Source organism: Pseudomonas sp. SC11 (genome assembly GCF_047039205.1).
Taxonomy (GTDB): Bacteria; Pseudomonadota; Gammaproteobacteria; order Pseudomonadales; family Pseudomonadaceae; genus Aquipseudomonas; species Aquipseudomonas boreofloridensis.
The window spans coordinates 3,708,963-3,725,099 of sequence record NZ_CP178183.1; the positions used below are offsets into that span (position 1 = coordinate 3,708,963).

14 protein-coding genes are annotated in these 16,137 nt (G+C 62.6%); 8 read left to right on the top strand and 6 right to left on the bottom strand.

Going from position 1 to position 16,137, the window contains the following annotated elements; genetic code table 11:
* Positions 1–4: 4 nt before the first annotated feature.
* The 3 genes from pdxB to rlmM are packed head-to-tail and all read right to left on the bottom strand — an operon-like array spanning position 5 to position 2,556.
* Positions 5–1,147 carry a 4-phosphoerythronate dehydrogenase PdxB gene (gene pdxB, locus ACK2SD_RS16615; protein WP_412460351.1) on the bottom strand — a complete coding sequence of 381 codons (1,143 nt, stop codon included), beginning with the start codon at positions 1,145–1,147 and terminating at the stop codon, positions 5–7.
* Between the two features lie 60 nt (positions 1,148–1,207).
* Positions 1,208–1,450, bottom strand: coding sequence for a sulfurtransferase TusA (tusA, locus tag ACK2SD_RS16620; protein ID WP_029613893.1), 243 nt, complete (start codon positions 1,448–1,450; stop codon positions 1,208–1,210).
* 41 nt (positions 1,451–1,491) lie between these two features.
* Positions 1,492–2,556, bottom strand: a complete 1,065-nt coding sequence (gene rlmM, locus ACK2SD_RS16625; RefSeq protein ID WP_412460352.1) for a 23S rRNA (cytidine(2498)-2'-O)-methyltransferase RlmM — start codon at positions 2,554–2,556, stop codon at positions 1,492–1,494.
* Between the two features lie 214 nt (positions 2,557–2,770).
* Here rlmM and acnA point away from each other — a divergent pair, with 214 nt between their 5' ends.
* Together acnA and ACK2SD_RS16635 are read left to right on the top strand one after the other, a co-directional pair.
* Positions 2,771–5,512, top strand: a complete 2,742-nt coding sequence (gene acnA, locus ACK2SD_RS16630) for an aconitate hydratase AcnA (protein WP_412460353.1) — start codon at positions 2,771–2,773, stop codon at positions 5,510–5,512.
* Between the two features lie 274 nt (positions 5,513–5,786).
* Entirely contained in the window at positions 5,787–7,352 is a 1,566-nt protein-coding gene (locus tag ACK2SD_RS16635) for a methyl-accepting chemotaxis protein (protein ID WP_295488080.1), read from the top strand.
* Between the two features lie 46 nt (positions 7,353–7,398).
* Here ACK2SD_RS16635 and ACK2SD_RS16640 read toward each other — a convergent pair whose 3' ends face one another.
* The 3 genes from ACK2SD_RS16640 to ACK2SD_RS16650 form a co-directional block, all read right to left on the bottom strand.
* Positions 7,399–8,283: a pseudouridine synthase gene (locus ACK2SD_RS16640; RefSeq protein WP_412460354.1), complete on the bottom strand. Its 885-nt coding sequence runs from the start codon at positions 8,281–8,283 to the stop codon at positions 7,399–7,401.
* Between the two features lie 49 nt (positions 8,284–8,332).
* Entirely contained in the window at positions 8,333–8,641 is a 309-nt protein-coding gene (locus tag ACK2SD_RS16645) for a hypothetical protein (protein ID WP_029613890.1), read from the bottom strand.
* Between the two features lie 121 nt (positions 8,642–8,762).
* Entirely contained in the window at positions 8,763–8,999 is a 237-nt protein-coding gene (locus ACK2SD_RS16650) for a glutaredoxin family protein (protein WP_295483922.1), read from the bottom strand.
* A 197-nt stretch (positions 9,000–9,196) separates the two neighbouring features.
* On the opposite strand from ACK2SD_RS16650, the gene ACK2SD_RS16655 reads away from it, so the two are divergent.
* From ACK2SD_RS16655 to ACK2SD_RS16680, 6 genes are all read left to right on the top strand, one after another.
* Complete coding sequence (locus ACK2SD_RS16655) at positions 9,197–9,511, top strand: DUF883 family protein (RefSeq protein ID WP_029613888.1); 315 nt, start codon at positions 9,197–9,199, stop codon at positions 9,509–9,511.
* Between the two features lie 9 nt (positions 9,512–9,520).
* Positions 9,521–9,895 carry a phage holin family protein gene (locus ACK2SD_RS16660; RefSeq protein ID WP_412460355.1) on the top strand — a complete coding sequence of 125 codons (375 nt, stop codon included), beginning with the start codon at positions 9,521–9,523 and terminating at the stop codon, positions 9,893–9,895.
* Positions 9,892–10,221, top strand: a complete 330-nt coding sequence (locus ACK2SD_RS16665; protein ID WP_029613886.1) for a hypothetical protein — start codon at positions 9,892–9,894, stop codon at positions 10,219–10,221. Before ACK2SD_RS16660 ends, ACK2SD_RS16665 begins: the two co-directional genes overlap by 4 nt.
* Positions 10,222–10,295: 74 nt before the next feature.
* Positions 10,296–11,627: a deoxyguanosinetriphosphate triphosphohydrolase gene (locus tag ACK2SD_RS16670; RefSeq protein WP_412460356.1), complete on the top strand. Its 1,332-nt coding sequence runs from the start codon at positions 10,296–10,298 to the stop codon at positions 11,625–11,627.
* A 268-nt stretch (positions 11,628–11,895) separates the two neighbouring features.
* On the top strand, positions 11,896–12,516 hold the full coding sequence (locus ACK2SD_RS16675; protein ID WP_412460357.1) for a response regulator: 621 nt from the start codon (positions 11,896–11,898) through the stop codon (positions 12,514–12,516).
* A gap of 13 nt (positions 12,517–12,529) precedes the next feature.
* Positions 12,530–16,126, top strand: a complete 3,597-nt coding sequence (locus ACK2SD_RS16680) for an ATP-binding protein (protein ID WP_412460358.1) — start codon at positions 12,530–12,532, stop codon at positions 16,124–16,126.
* Positions 16,127–16,137: the final 11 nt, after the last annotated feature.

A 16,137-nucleotide genomic window follows, 5' to 3' on the forward strand; every position in this document is an offset into this window, starting at 1 on the left:
GCCGTCAGGCCAGTGCCGCCCCCAGCGCATTGACCAGTTGCGCCAGCCGCGGCGCCCCTTCCGGCACCCGCACCCGCAGCCCTTCGATCTCGCGACGCGCCGGGTAGTGCTTGCGCAGCAGGTCGAAGGCCGCGCGTTGGGCCTCTGCGTCATCGCTCAGGCTGCGTCGCAAGTCCGCATCGTCGCGGCGCGGGTCGTAGACCGCCCGGCACAGAGTCGCCAAGGCCCAGGTCGGATCGGCACTGGCATCGAGCTCCACGCTCGCCAGCGGCTGCGGCGGCAGCAGGTTGGCCAGACGCACCGTTTCAGGCAGGCCCTGAGCCCGGCAGAAGGCTTGATAGACCTGCGCTGTGCCGCGCTGTTTGCCGTCCAGGCTATAGCCGGCGATGTGCGGGGTGGCCAGGGTGCACAGGTCGGCCAGCGCCAGGTCGACCTGGGGCTCGCCCTCCCAGACGTCTAGCACCGCGTGCACATCGTCACGCTCGAGCAGCAGCGCACGCAGGGCGGCGTTGTCCACCACCGGGCCACGGCTGGCGTTGATCAACCAGGCGCCGGGGCGCAGGCGGGCGAGCGCGGAGGCGTCGAGCAGATGCCAAGTGGGGTGCTCGCCGTCGCGTTGCAGCGGCGTATGCAGGCTGATGGCATCGCAGCGCTCCAGCACCGTCTCGAGGCTGACGAACTCGCCCTCCTCGCACGCCGCGCGCAGCGGATCGCACACCAGCACCTGCCAGCCCAGCCCCCGCAGTACCCGCACCAGGCGGCCACCGACTTCGCCGGCGCCGACCACCCCGTAGACCCGTTCGCCGAGCGCCACGCCATCGAGTTCGGCCAGCGTCAACAGGCTGCCCAGCACATAGTCCACCACGCCCCGGGCATTGCAGCCTGGGGCGCTGCTCCACTGGATACCGGCCTGGGCGAAGTGCTCCAGGTCCAGGTGATCGGTGCCGATGGTGCAGGTGCCGACGAAGCGCACCCGACTGCCCTCGAGCAGTTGTCGATCGACGCGGGTCACCGAGCGCACCAGCAACACATCGGCGTCCTTGACGCAGGCCGCGTCGATGGCCCGCCCTGGGTAGCGGCGGATTTCACCGAACCCGGCGAAGAAGGCATCGAGCAGCGGGATATTTTCGTCGGCAACGATCAGCATGGGCGCTCTCCTGTGGGGGAGCGCAGTGTAGGCGCTGCACGCCGGGCGATCCAGCCTGGGTCAGTCGGCTTTCTTGCGGATCCAGTACAGGTAGGTGCCGGCCTCTTCGTGCTGCTGCACCAGTTCGTGGCCGAGGAAGGTGCAGAACTTGGGGATGTCACGCCGGGTCGAGGGATCGGTGGCGATGACCTTCAGCAAGCCGCCGGCGTTCAGGTTGCGCACGTGCTGGTGCAACATCATCACCGGTTCCGGGCAGTTGAGGCCGGTGGCATCGAGGGTCGCGTCTGGGGTCAGGTCGGTCATGCTGGGCTCCGCTAATGGGGTGGATATCGCGCCGGACGGGCTCAGCGCGGCTTCAGGTCGAGCCTGCGCAGGTGGCAAGTCACTTCCTCGCGGTCGTGGTAGAGCTGCTTGCAGGCGATCGACACCTTGATCTTGCGCGCCTTGAAGGCCGCCTCCATACGTTCGAGCAGCTTGTGCACCTCGGCGTACCGCTGCTTCATCGGCAGCTTGAGGTTGACCACCGCTTCGCGGCACAGGCCCTCGCCCAGCCAGGTTTCGATCAGCGAGGCGGTACGCGCCGGCTTCTCGACGATGTCGCAGACCATCCAGTCCACGGTCTGCCGGGGCTTCCAGGTGAAGCCGTCGGCCATCAGGTGCTGCACCAGACCCGTGTCCATCAGGCTCTCGGCCATGGGGCCGTTGTCGATGGCGGTGACCAGCATGCCGCGCTTGACCAGTTGGTAGGTCCAGCCGCCTGGCGAAGCGCCGAGATCGACCCCGGTCATGTCGTCGTTCAGGCGCTGGTCCCACTGCTCGCGCGGGATGAACTGATGCCAGGCTTCTTCGAGCTTGAGCGTCGAGCGGCTCGGCGCCTCGCGCGGGAACTTCAGGCGCGGGATGCCCATGGGCCAAAGTGCCGAGTTGTCGGCTTCAGCCACGCCGACGAATACCCGCCGACCGCTGATGAACGTCAGCAGCAGACGCGGCGCGGTGGGATCGTCAATCAAACGGCCCGCCTTCTCCAGCGCTTTGCGCAGTGGGCCTTCGAACTTGCGGCAGAAGGTCGACAATTCTTTGCCATCGTTGCTGTCGAGCACCTCCAGCCACAGGCTGCCGCACACCGGCAGTTGTGCCAGGTGCGCCAGCAATACGCTGATGCGGTCGGTTTCCGGCAGATCGAGGTAGTCGCCACGCGCCCACTGACGCGGAAAAATCAGCCGATCGAAGCGGCGCTCACGCATCAGCCGTTCGGCGCCGCCCTCATCCAGGCAGACGAACTCGGCGCTGGCGCTGTGCGGCTTGCCCTTGGCGTAGCCGGCGACGCCCAGGTGTGCGGCATGCTCGCTGATTTCGGCGCAGACTTCGCCCTCGAAGCCGGGGCGGCAATGCATGAACAGGGTAGTCATCTCTCACTCCACATCACTGGCGCAGACAGCGCCAGGGCGGCGAATGATAAAGGAAGTTCGGAACCTGCGACACGCCCCGCAGGTCCAGAACAGGGTCAGTACCGCCAAAGCGGTCTACCCTGATCGATCAGCCAGGCCCGTGCCGTGCGGGCCGACACAGAGCGGTGACACCGGCATCGACGAGTGCCGGGCACCGGCGCAGAAGGAGTTGGCAATGCCCTCGCTCGATAGCCTGAACACCCTCAAGACCCTCCAGGTGGGCCAACGTGCCTACCACTATTTCAGCCTCCCAGAAGCCGCCCGCCAGTTGGGCGACCTCGATCGCCTGCCCATGTCGCTCAAGGTGCTGCTGGAGAACCTGCTGCGCTGGGAGGACGGCAAGACCGTCAGCGGCGAGGACCTGCACGCCCTGGCCGACTGGCTCAAGGATCGCCGTTCCAACCGAGAGATCCAGTACCGCCCGGCGCGGGTGCTGATGCAGGACTTCACCGGCGTGCCCGCCGTGGTCGACCTGGCGGCCATGCGCGCCGCCATGGCCAAGGCCGGCGGCGACCCGCAGCGGATCAACCCGCTGTCGCCGGTGGATCTGGTGATCGACCATTCGGTGATGGTCGATCACTATGCCAGCCAGGCCGCCTTTGCCGAGAACGTCGACATCGAGATGCAGCGCAATGGCGAGCGCTACGCGTTCCTGCGCTGGGGCCAGAGCGCCTTCGACAATTTCCGCGTGGTGCCGCCGGGCACCGGCATCTGCCACCAGGTGAACCTGGAGTACCTGGGTCGCACCGTCTGGACTCGGGAAGAAGACGGCCGCACCTACGCCTTCCCCGACACCTTGGTCGGCACCGACTCGCACACCACCATGATCAATGGCCTGGGCGTACTCGGCTGGGGCGTCGGCGGCATCGAAGCCGAGGCCGCCATGCTCGGTCAACCGGTGTCGATGCTGATTCCAGAGGTCATCGGTTTCAAGCTGACCGGCAAGCTGCGCGAAGGCATCACCGCCACCGACCTGGTGCTGACCGTCACGCAGATGCTGCGCAAGAAAGGCGTGGTGGGCAAGTTCGTCGAGTTCTACGGCGACGGCCTGGCCGAGCTGCCTTTGGCCGACCGCGCCACCTTGGCCAACATGGCACCCGAATACGGGGCCACCTGTGGTTTCTTCCCGGTCGATGAGGTGACCCTCGACTACCTGCGCTTGTCTGGCCGTCCGGATGAGACGGTCGAACTCGTCGAGGCCTACTGCAAGGCCCAGGGCCTGTGGCGAAATCCGGGTCAAGAGCCGTTGTTCAGCGACAGCCTGGCGCTGGACATGCATGAGGTTCAAGCCAGCCTGGCCGGACCCAAGCGACCTCAGGACCGGGTGGCGCTGTCCGATGTCAGCCAGGCGTTCGACGGCTTCGTCGAATTGCAGCCCAAGCCGCCGGCCAAGGAGGTCGGTCGGCTGGAAAGCGAGGGCGGCGGCGGCGTGGCGGTCGGCAATGCCGACCAGGCCGGCGAGATCGCCTACACGCACGACGGCCAAACCCACACGCTGCGTGACGGCGCGGTGGTGATCGCCGCCATCACCTCATGCACCAACACGTCCAATCCCAGCGTGATGATGGCTGCCGGGCTGGTGGCCAAGAAAGCCGTTGAGAAAGGCCTGGTCCGCAAACCTTGGGTCAAGAGCTCACTGGCTCCAGGGTCGAAGGTGGTGACCGACTACTTCCAGGCCGCAGGCCTGACGCAGTACTTGGACGAACTGGGCTTCGACCTGGTGGGCTATGGCTGCACCACCTGCATCGGCAACTCCGGGCCACTGGACGAGGCCATCGAAAAAGCCATCACCCGCGCCGACCTCACCGTCGCCTCGGTGCTCTCGGGCAACCGCAACTTCGAGGGCCGCGTGCATCCACTGGTCAAGACCAACTGGCTGGCCTCGCCTCCATTGGTGGTGGCCTATGCCCTGGCCGGCAGCGTGCGCATCGATCTGACCCGCGATGCACTGGGCACGGGCAAGGATGGCCAACCGGTATACCTGCAGGACATCTGGCCGAGCCAACGGGAAATTGCCGACGCAGTGGCCAAGGTGGATACCGCGATGTTCCACAAGGAATACGCCGAGGTCTTCGCCGGCGATGCCCAGTGGCAGGCCATCGAAGTGCCACAGGCTGCGACCTACGTGTGGCAGGACGATTCCACCTACATTCAGCATCCACCCTTCTTCGAGGACATCGCCGGACCTGTGCCGGAAATCACCGACATCCGCGGCGCTAGAATCCTGGCGTTGCTTGGCGATTCGGTGACCACCGACCACATCTCACCCGCTGGCAACATCAAGACCGACAGCCCCGCCGGCCGCTACCTGCGTAGCAAAGGTGTCGAACCACGCGACTTCAATTCCTACGGCTCTCGCCGGGGTAACCACGAAGTGATGATGCGCGGTACGTTCGCCAACATCCGTATCCGCAACGAGATGCTCGGCGGCGAAGAAGGCGGCAACACCCTGTTCGTGCCCAGCGGCGAGAAACTGTCGATCTACGATGCGGCCATGCGCTATCAGCAGGAAGGCACACCTCTGGTGGTGATCGCCGGTCAGGAGTACGGCACGGGGTCCAGCCGTGACTGGGCGGCCAAGGGCACCAATCTGCTGGGGGTCAAGGCCGTGCTGGCCGAGAGCTTCGAGCGCATCCACCGCTCCAATCTGGTAGGCATGGGCGTACTGCCGTTGCAATTCAAGGCCGGCGAGGATCGCAAGCGCCTGGGCCTGACCGGTAAGGAGCGAATTGATGTGATGGGCCTGGAGGGTACGCAGATTCGCCCCGGCATGAGCCTGCCCCTGCGCATCACCGCGCAGGACGGTCAGCAGCGGGACATCGAAGTGCTATGCCGCATCGACACCCTCAACGAAGTGGAGTACTTCAAGTCCGGCGGCATCCTGCACTACGTGCTGCGTCAACTGATCGCAGGTTGAGTCAGATCGGGTGAACACAGTGTGCAGAGGCAGTCGGTTACGAACCGTTGCCTCTGCACAGATCATCCTGCAAGTCAGCCGATGACATCTGTGACCAATCCGTCACAAAACCGCCTAAAAAATGTAATCATGCCGCTAATTCCCGCTAAAATCCGCCTTCCGTAACCGATAGCGAACGCTGACTCTTTGCTCTGGATCAAGCGGGACAAATATCGGCTCAATAAATTCCCTGACGTGCCGATACTTGGGGAAAGCCACGCGGATCGAGCAACCCATGCGCAACAACCAGCCGATTACACAGAGAGAACGGACTTTCCCTGCTCAGCAGCGGTTGATTTCCACCACCAACGCCAAGGGCGTGATTACCTACTGTAACGATGCCTTCATCGAGATCAGTGGTTTTTCGCGCGAGGAATTGATGGGCGCGCCGCACAATCTGGTGCGCCACCCGGATGTGCCGGCAGCGGTCTTCGCCCATATGTGGCAGACCCTCAAGCAAGGGCAGCCTTGGATGGGGATCGTCAAGAACCGCTGCAAGTCCGGCGACCATTATTGGGTCAACGCTTACGTCACGCCGATCTTCGACAACGACCAGGTGGTCGGTTTCGAGTCGGTGCGGGTCAAGCCCAGTGCCGAACAGATCCGCAGGGCCGAGGCGCTGTATCAGCGCATCAACCAAGGCAAGACGGCAATACCGCGCCGCGACAAATGGCTGCCGGTGCTGCAGGACTGGGTGCCATTCATCCTCATCAGCCAGATCGGCTTCCTGATCGGCAACTGGTTCGGCCATTCCTGGGGCTTCGCACTGGCTGCGGCGGTTTCCGTGCCATTGGGCCTGCTCGGACTGAGCTGGCAGCAACGAGGCCTCAAGCGCCTGTTGCGCCTGGCCGAGCAGACCACCTCCGATCCGCTGATCGCCCAAATGTATACCGATAGCCGGGGCGTTCAGGCACGTTTGGAAATGGCCATGCTCAGTCAGGAATCGCGCCTGAAGACGTGCCTGACCCGCCTTCAGGACAGCGCTGAGCACCTCAGCGAGCAGGCCCGACAGTCCGATGAACTGGCGCACAAGAGCTCGTCGGGCCTGGAGCGCCAGCGGGTAGAGACCGAGCAGGTCGCGGCTGCCGTCAACCAGATGGCGGCCACCACCCAGGAAGTGGCGACCCACGTGCAACGTGCGGCCGACGCCACACAGCAAGCCAACCGCCTGACCAGCGAAGGTCGGCAGATCGCCGGAGAAACCCGCGACGCCATCCAGCGCCTGTCGGTAGCCGTCGGCGAAACAGGTCAGACCGTTACCCAACTGGCCAAGGACAGTGACGAAATCGGCGGCGTGGTGGACGTGATCAAAGGTATCGCCGACCAGACTAACCTGCTGGCACTCAACGCGGCCATCGAAGCGGCGCGGGCAGGAGAAATGGGTCGCGGCTTCGCCGTGGTTGCTGACGAGGTCCGTCAGTTGGCGCAGCGTACCGCCGAATCCACCGGGCAGATCCATGGCCTGATCGCCAAGCTGCAGCAAACCGCCAGCAATGCGGTGCAGACCATGGAGACCGGCCATCGCCAGGCCGAAGAAGGGGTCGAACGCGTGCTGCAGGCCGATCAGGCGCTGGTGGGCATCAGCGAGGCGGTGGCCAATATCACCGATATGGCGACCCAGATCGCGGCGGCCACGGAAGAGCAATCGGCGGTGGCCGAGGAAATCAGTCGCAACATCAGCACCATCGCCGACCTGGCCGACCAGACCGCCGAACAAGCCCAGCATTCGGCGTCGCTCAGCGAGGAACTGACCAGCACGGCAGGTACCCAGTACTCGCTGGTGGAGCGCTTCAACCGCTGAACCGGCCGTGGGCCAGGGCGAACTCGTCGCCCTGGCCCACGCCTGATCACCAGGCCAGGGTCAGGCGACTCTCGAACTCGCGCGCCTCTCCGGTCAGCGGGTCTTCGAAGCGAAGGCTGTGGGCCAGCAACTGCAAGGGTTTCTGGTAGTCGTCGGCGTCCGGCTGCAGATCGGGATAGAACGGATCGTTGCAAATCGGCGCTCCCAACGCGGCCATATGCACCCGCAGTTGGTGGGTCTTGCCGGAGACCGGCGACAAGCCATACAGCCAACGCTCTGCGTCACGCTTCAACACCTCGGCCAGGGTCTCGCTATTCGCCACACCCGGCACTTCCTGCATGCGAAAAAACGGCTGACCATGCTCGAGACGGCTGCGATGCACCAAGGGAAAGCTGCGCTGCGGCAGAGGGGCGGCGATGGCCTGATAGCGCTTCTCGATGCGGCGCTGTGGGAACAACTGCTGATACGCGGTGCGCGACTGCGGGTTGGCCGAAAACAGCACCAGCCCTGCCGTGTGTCGATCGATACGGTGCAAGGGCACCAGATGCGGATTGTCCAGACGGCGGATCAGGCGACGCAGCAAGGTCTGCTCGACATACTCGCCGCTGGGGGTGACTGGCAGGAAATGCGGCTTGTCGGCCACCACTAGATGCTCGTCGCAATGCAGGAGGGTTTCCTGAAACGGGATGGGGCGCTCGTTAGGCACTTCACGAAAGTAATGCAGGCGCAAGCCACGGCGGTAAGGCAGATCGGCAGCGACAGGCTGACCGTTGGCATCGAGTACACGGCCACGGGCGAAGCGATCGAGCCACTGCTCGCGGGCGATCGCCTTGAAGTGATCGCAGAGACAGTCGAGCACGGTGGCCCAATGCCCAGGAGGAAGGCAAACCGTGCTGGCTTGCTGACGTGCAGGGTCGAACGGGGTGGACATGGCGTGCTCGGCAGTCAGTGGACAGGCATTATCCCCAATGGCCACATGATCAACCAGCTTCGTGGGCCAGTTCGCAACGCGACTTGAGCCAACGCAACACCTGCACGGCTTCCCAGCGCCCGGCGTCGTAGAGGGCATAAACCATGCCTTCGTAGCCCACCACATCCAACGGCCGGTGGAAACCAGCGCGCTGAAAAAGCGCCTCGATTTCAGCGAAACAGGTGTTGAAATGCACCTTGCCGAACGGCGTGCGATCGTCGGTGACCACGCCTTCCATGCGCAGCTCGAGCACGGCATCGCAGACGGTGTCGGGAGACATGCGATTGACGCTGTACTTCAGTTGCTCGACGTTATGCATGACCTTATCCCGGATACTGTATCTTTATACAGCATACGAACCCTGCACCGTCCCGTCAATTCACCCAAGGCCGCCCTCGCATTCTCCGATGGACGGCACTCGGGGGCGACCACAAAGGCGGTCAGCGTAGAAACGCGACGACCTGCTCAGCTTCGAACGGCCAGAGCAATTCGGCACCGTTGTCACAACGCCGCAACAGCGGAATGACCAGCCCGTATTGCTCGAACAGCGCTGGGTCATCGGCGATGTCCACCAACTCCACCAGCAGCCCGTGCTCGACGAACGGCATGAGCACCGCTTCGGCCACTTCGCACAGATGGCACCCCAAGGTGCCGAGCAATTGGCATTCAGGCAGCATGGTCCAGTTCCCGAGCGTGGTGAAAAGAAGGCTATTCTAGGCCCGTTGGTCGTGCGCTGCATCTGCCCAGCAGTCCTCGCCTGTGCGGGTGCCAACCCATTGGCGCTGCGCGCAAAGGGGCGCAGCGACGACAGCGGCTGAACCTTCGGCCACACTCATCACTCGAAAGACCCACAGACATCAACAGGGAGAGGCCCATGGCCAGCAAATCGGCAAAGACTGCACAAGACATCTTGATGGCTGACTTCCAAGCGCTGGTGCGCGACACCGAGAAGCTGCTCGCCGACACTGCCAACCTGGCCGGCGATCAGGCTGACGAACTGCGCGGCCAGATCCACGAGCGCCTGCAGCAGGCCCGTGACAGCTTGCAGGAAACCCAGGAATCGGTGCGCGAGCGCGGCCAGGCCGCTCTGGGGACTGCCGAAGAATACGTGCAGGAAAATCCTTGGCAGGCCATCGGCATCGCAGCGGGTGTCGGCCTGCTGATCGGCCTGCTTGCCAGCCGCCGCTGAGGAGGACGCATGGACAACGACGCCATCGGCACCGGCGCCACCGGCAGACGCCTCGGCGCGGCCATACTGGGCCTGCTGCACAGTCATATCGAACTGTTCGGCATCGAGTTGCAGGAGCAAAAGGGTCGTACGCTGCGTCTGCTGCTGTTCGCGGGCCTGGCACTGGTGTTCGCACTGCTGTTGCTGACCGCACTCTCGGGGCTGTTGCTCGTGCTGCTGTGGGACAGCTATCGACTGGCCGGTATCATCGGCCTCTGCGTGTTCTACGGCCTTGCCACAGTGTTCTGTGGCGTGCGTCTGAAAGCGGCAGTATTCGATGAGTCTTCACCGTTCCACAGCACCCTCGAAGAACTTGCCAAGGACCGGGAGCGCCTGTTGCCATGAGCCTGCCTGAACTGCCCACCAGCCGTAACCCGCGCGAACTGCGCAAGGCCTTGCTGCGTCTGCGCATGGAAATGCATCGCCAGGAAATTCGCCACGAATCCGGGCAACTGCTCGAACCGGTCCGACGCCTGCGTGGCATGGGCGCTTCGGTTCAGGACGGACTCGGCATCAAGCACGCGCCGCTCTGGGGCATCGGCGCCGTCGTCGCGATGGGCTTTCTGACCGGTAAAGGCGTGCGCAACGGTACGCTGGCACGCCTGCTGCGTCTGGGCGGCAGTCTGGCGCCGCTGGTGCGCCTGTACCTGAAGAACGGTCGTCGCGGCTGAAGCCTGGCGCCCGACGCTTGCGCGGGCGCCTGCTAATCGGGAAGCTATGGCCACCCCCTGACGGAGATCACGCCTTGGACTGGCACACCCTGCTCAACCGCGAACGCCTCGGCAAGGCCCTGTACAGCCCCGAGGAACTCGGGCGTAGCCCGTTCCACAAAGATCACGACCGCATCATCTTCTCCGGCGCCTTCCGCCGCCTGGGCCGCAAGACTCAGGTTCATCCGGTATCCAGCAACGACCATATCCATACCCGCCTGACCCACTCACTGGAAGTCAGTTGCGTCGGCCGCTCGCTCGCGATGCGGGTCGGCCAGACCCTGCGCGAGGCATTGCCCGAATGGTGCGATCCCAGCGACCTGGGCATGATCGTGCAGTCGGCCTGCCTGGCCCACGACATTGGCAATCCGCCCTTCGGCCACTCCGGTGAAGATGCGATCCGCCACTGGTTCCAGCAAGCTGCCGGGCGCGGCTGGCTGGATGACATGAACGACGATCAGCGCGCCGACTTTCTCAATTTCGAAGGCAACGCCCAAGGTTTTCGCGTACTCACGCAACTGGAATACCATCAGTTCGACGGCGGCACCCGGCTTACCTATGCCACCCTAGGCACCTACCTGAAGTACCCCTGGAGCGCTCGACACGCCGATGCACTCGGGTACAAGAAACACAAGTTCGGTTGCTACCAGAGCGAACTGCCGCTCCTGCAGCAGATCACCCAGAAACTCGGCCTGCCGCAACTGGAAGAGCAGCGCTGGGCGCGTCATCCCTTGGTGTATCTGATGGAGGCGGCGGACGACATCTGCTATGCCCTGATCGATCTGGAAGACGGCGTGGAGATGGAGCTGCTGCAATACGCGGAAGTCGAGGCGCTGCTGCTGGACCTGGTGGGTGACGACCTACCGGACACTTATCGCCAGTTGGGACCCGGCGATTCACGACGGCGCAAGCTGGCCATCCTGCGCGGCAAGGCCATCGAACATCTGACCAATGCCGCAGCCCAGGCATTCGTCGAACAGCAACCGGCCCTGCTCGCCGGCGTGCTCAGTGGCGATCTGGTCGAGCACATGCATGGTCCGGCCAAACACTGCGTGCTCCAGGCCAAGGAAATCGCCCGCAAGAAAATTTTCCAGGACAAGCGCAAGACCCTTCACGAGATCGGTGCCTACACCACGCTGGAAATCCTGCTGAACGCCTTCTGCGGCGCCGCACTGGAACAACACGGCGGTCGTACGCCATCGTTCAAGAGCCGACGCGTACTGGACCTGATCGGTAATCACGCACCGGATCCGCACGGCTCGCTGCACAATGCGTTCTTGCGGATGATCGACTTCATCGCCGGCATGACCGACAGCTACGCCAGTGAAATGGCTGGCGAAATGACCGGACGGTCCATCCCCCACTGATCTCGATAGGCGCGAGGCGAAGGCCTCGCGCCTGTTGAAGGCAAGTTCCTACACAAGCATCTCCCGTCTAAACGACTACAAACAAATAGTGACGGATGGAGGCTGCCTACCGATTTCTACTCGTGAGTTGTAAATATTCGAAACAACTGTAGTACATCGCTGTAGGTTTTTTCCCATAGTTACACTGTGCTGCACGCTCATACGCCCGATGTCTGTCAACTGCGATAAGGTCTCGCTCGCCTTTGCCACTATCGCCCGGGAAGTTGATATGAGCACGATCTTCATCGTTGATGACCACCCTGTCATTCGTCTGGCCGTACGCCTGTTGCTGGAAAACCAGGATTACACGGTCATAGGCGAATCCGACAATGGCGTCGATGCCATGCAGATGATCCGTGAAACCCTGCCGGACCTGGTTATCCTGGACATCAGCATCCCCCGTCTCGACGGCTTGGAGATACTGTCGCGTTTCCAGGCCATCGGACTTCCACCTAAAGTGCTAGTGCTCACCGCACAATCGCCAGCCTTGTTCGCCATCCGTTGCATGCATTCAGGCGCCGCTGGCTTCGTGTGCAAACAGGAAGATCTGAGCGAGCTGCTCAGTGCCGTCAAGGCCGTGCTCTGCGGATACAACTACTTCCCCAGTCAGGCAATAAAAAACGGAACTGAGTCATCCGCTCAGGAATTGGAAATGTTCCGACAGATCAACGACAGAGAGTTGATGGTCCTTCAGCTGTTTGCCATGGGGCGTAGCAACAAGGACATCGCCAAAGGCATGTTTCTCAGCAACAAAACGGTCAGCACCTACAAGAAACGTCTGATGCAGAAACTGCAGGTTTCAACACTGGTCGAGTTGATAGAAGCAGCCAAGCGCAACGCGTTGGTGTGAGGTGAGGCACGTCATGCCAAGGTACTTCACCTGCCTACTGCTGATCCTGATGGGCCTGGGGACACAAGCCCATGCGCAGCAGGCCGCTCCCAAGCCTTTGAACCTGCTTACGCGGTCGAGCGCCGAGGCGGTCAAACCGCCGCTTTCCACGGAGCAGCGCCAATGGCTGCGTGGCCGCAAGCACTTGCTATTGGGCACTTCTGCGCCGGACAACCCGCCCTTCGACGTGGCCAGCAACAGCGAGTATCAGGGCATTACCGCCGAGTATGCCTCCCTGATAGGACGCGCACTGGGCGTATCGGTACAGGTGCTGCGCTTTACTCACCGCCAGGAGGCTGTACAGGCATTGCAGACCGGGCGCATCGACATGCTCGGTAGCGCCAATGGCTATGAGGCCGCGGTCGCGGACATCGCGTTGTCACGCCCCTATGCGATCGACCAGCCCGTGCTGGTAACGCGTGAAGACGACACCCGCCCGCTGGACACAGGGCTGGCGGGCCTGCGGCTGAGCATGCTTTATCACTATCTCCCTTTGAAAGAAGTGCGCGCGCTCTACCCTCAGGCCAGCCTGCAGACGTTCGCCTCCACCTCAGAAGCGCTCAACGCCGTAGCGTTCGGTCAAGCTGACGTGTTTCTCGGTGACACTATCTCGACCCACTTCCAGTTGAACCGCGGCCATCTGCCGAGCCTGCGCATGGCTAATTTCGGCAAGCATGAAGCCACCGGCTTCAGCTTCGCCCTGCGGCGCGAAGACAGCGTGCTGATGAGTCTGATCAACGTCACCCTGGACACCCAACCTGCTAGCGTGACCAGTTCGATTTTCAAGCGCTGGAGCGCAGGCAGCGACCTGCTGCTGACCGACCGACGACTACAACTGACCCCGCGTGAAGAACACTGGCTGGCAGAGCACCCCAGCATGAGAGTCGTGGTGACCGATACCTCTGCACCACTGTCGTTCTTCGACAGCAACGGTCATTTTCGCGGTATCACCGCCGATCTACTTGAGCTGATTCGTCTGCGCACGGGGCTGAAGTTCAAGATCCAGCGCGCCAGCGGCATCGGTGAAATGATCGAACAAGTCCAGGCAGGCAACGCCGACCTGATCGCGGCCATTACCCTCGGCGGCGCCGATGGAACAGGCCTCAAGCCTAGCCGCACGTATCTGGAAAGTCCTTACGTCATCGTCACTCGCAGCGGCAGACTGTTCGCATCGCTAGAGCAGTTGAAGGGCCGCCGCGTGGCAGTAACCCGCCATACGCCGGCTGCTGCCATTCTGGCAGCGCGTCATCCACAGATACGCCGCATCGAAACCGAGAGCACCTTCTACTCATTGGCGCTGCTGAGCAGCGGGGCGGTGGATGCGACCATCACCACGCTACTCGATGCCAACCATGCCATTGCCGCCAACAGCAATCTAGTGATCCGTTCCAGCTTCGGCAGCGAACCGGCCACCTTTTCCATGGCCAATGCCAAGGATCAAACCGTTCTGGCCTCGATTCTGGACAAGGCGCTGCTGAGCATCACTCCGGAAGAACTAGGTGTCATCAACAGCCGCTGGCGCGGCTACGCCCTGCATGACGGCGGCCAGTGGCGCGAGTATCAACGGCTGGTGATTCAGGTGGTACTCGGCATCGGCATTCTGCTGCTCATGGCGCTGGCATGGAATGCGTACCTGCGACATCAGATCGGACAACGCCGCCAGGCCGAACGGGCTTTGAACGACCAGCTCGAATTCATGCGCGCACTGCTCAACGGCACGCCCCACCCGATGTATGTGCGCGACCGAGAAGGACGTCTGCAAAGCTGCAACGACAGCTATCTGGAAGCGGTTGACGCTACCGCCGAAGAGGTCATGGGCAAGCGCCTGCAAGAGAGTTTGTTCAGTAACTGCGACTACACCCGACAGATACACTCCGATTACCTACAGGTGATGGCGGCAGGCACGCCGCTAATCATCGACCGTCCGCTGCGCTTGAAGGACCGCGAGCTAACCATCTATCACTGGATCCTGCCTTATCGCGATTCACTCGGTGAAGTCCAAGGTATCATCGGCGGCTGGATCGACATCAGCGAACGCCGCGAACTAATCCAGGATCTGCGCCTGGCCAAGCAACAAGCCGACGACGCCAACCGTGCCAAGAGTACGTTCCTGGCCACCATCAGCCACGAGATCCGCACGCCAATGAACGCCGTGATCGGCATGTTGGAACTGGCGGTAAAACGCGCCGATCATGGCCAACTGGACAAACCTTCAATCGAAGTCGCCTACCACTCAGCCAAGGATTTGCTTGGTTTGATCGGCGACATCCTCGACATCGTCCGGATAGAATCCGGGCACGTGTCCCTGGCGCCAGAGCCTGTCGAGCTGGCAGTGCTGATCGACTCGGTCAGACGCGTGTTCGAAGGACAGGCGCGGGAAAAAGGGCTAATGCTGGAAGTCAGTATCGAGCCGTCCGCTCGCTGCCACGCGTTGCTCGATCCGCTGCGTTTCAAGCAGATCCTGTCCAATTTGGTAAGCAACGCCATCAAGTTCACCCATGAAGGCCATGTACGGATCAAAGCTTCGGTGCAGAATGGTGAACGCCCCCGGCTCGAACTCGAGGTGCGCGACAGTGGCATCGGCATCCATGACGATGACCTACGACGGCTGTTCAACCCCTTCGTCCAGATCAACCCGCAAAGCGAAAACGCCCGTACCGGGACCGGCCTGGGGTTGGCGATCTGCCGAACACTGTGCGACATGATGGGGGGGCATCTGGCTATCAAGAGCTTGCAGGGCGTGGGTACCCAGGTACGACTGCTGATGCCGCTGCATTGTATCGAGCCATTTCCGGTCAGCATCGAGCAGGAACCGCGCCTCTACAAGCCGAACCTGAACCTGCGCGTGCTGGTGATCGACGACCACCCCGCCAACCTCTTGCTCATGGCCCAACAGTTGGCGTTCCTGGGACTTAAACCGGAAAGCGCCCGTGACGGCCGCGAAGGTCTGGAGAAGTGGCGCTGCGGCCAGTTCGACGTGCTGATACTCGATTGCAACATGCCACGCATGAACGGCTATCAACTGGCCGAGGCCGTTCGCAGTGAAGAACATCGGCAGGGCCTGGGGCCTTGCACTATTTTGGGCTACACCGCCAATGCCCAGCCTGAGGTACGCCAGCGTTGCCTGGATGCTGGCATGGATGACTGCCTGCTCAAGCCTATCAGCCTGCACACGCTGAGCAGGCATTTGTGTACCGTGCAACCGACGCCTGAACGTGCTGCTCGGACGCCCCTCGACCTGATCGGGCTCGACAACCTGATCGGCCATCGCAGCGAAGATCGAGCGCGAATGCTCACCACCCTGCAGATGAGCCTGGCAGACGACCTAACACTGCTGATGTCCCTGGATGCGGAACACGAACAGCAGGCCATCATCGATCAGGCGCACAAGATACTTGGCGTTGCGCGCATGCTGGACGCGAGGGCGTTGATGAACAGTTGCGAGGCGCTGGAGGAGAAAGGCGTGTCGCTGTCCCAGCTGAAACTGCGCCGCCAGGCATTGGCGCGCCACCTGCGACGGGTGCAGAGAGCCCTGTCCGGCCAGCGTGAGCGGCCGATCAGGACTCCTTGAAGGGACGCGGG

Coding starts and splice junctions, on each gene's coding strand:
- pdxB (WP_412460351.1), bottom strand. CDS start 1,147: ATGCTGATCGTTGCCGACGAAAATATCCCGCTGCTCGATGCCTTCTTC.
- tusA (WP_029613893.1), bottom strand. CDS start 1,450: ATGACCGACCTGACCCCAGACGCGACCCTCGATGCCACCGGCCTCAAC.
- rlmM (WP_412460352.1), bottom strand. CDS start 2,556: ATGACTACCCTGTTCATGCATTGCCGCCCCGGCTTCGAGGGCGAAGTC.
- acnA (WP_412460353.1), top strand. CDS start 2,771: ATGCCCTCGCTCGATAGCCTGAACACCCTCAAGACCCTCCAGGTGGGC.
- ACK2SD_RS16635 (WP_295488080.1), top strand. CDS start 5,787: ATGCGCAACAACCAGCCGATTACACAGAGAGAACGGACTTTCCCTGCT.
- ACK2SD_RS16640 (WP_412460354.1), bottom strand. CDS start 8,283: ATGTCCACCCCGTTCGACCCTGCACGTCAGCAAGCCAGCACGGTTTGC.
- ACK2SD_RS16645 (WP_029613890.1), bottom strand. CDS start 8,641: ATGCATAACGTCGAGCAACTGAAGTACAGCGTCAATCGCATGTCTCCC.
- ACK2SD_RS16650 (WP_295483922.1), bottom strand. CDS start 8,999: ATGCTGCCTGAATGCCAATTGCTCGGCACCTTGGGGTGCCATCTGTGC.
- ACK2SD_RS16655 (WP_029613888.1), top strand. CDS start 9,197: ATGGCCAGCAAATCGGCAAAGACTGCACAAGACATCTTGATGGCTGAC.
- ACK2SD_RS16660 (WP_412460355.1), top strand. CDS start 9,521: ATGGACAACGACGCCATCGGCACCGGCGCCACCGGCAGACGCCTCGGC.
- ACK2SD_RS16665 (WP_029613886.1), top strand. CDS start 9,892: ATGAGCCTGCCTGAACTGCCCACCAGCCGTAACCCGCGCGAACTGCGC.
- ACK2SD_RS16675 (WP_412460357.1), top strand. CDS start 11,896: ATGAGCACGATCTTCATCGTTGATGACCACCCTGTCATTCGTCTGGCC.
- ACK2SD_RS16680 (WP_412460358.1), top strand. CDS start 12,530: ATGCCAAGGTACTTCACCTGCCTACTGCTGATCCTGATGGGCCTGGGG.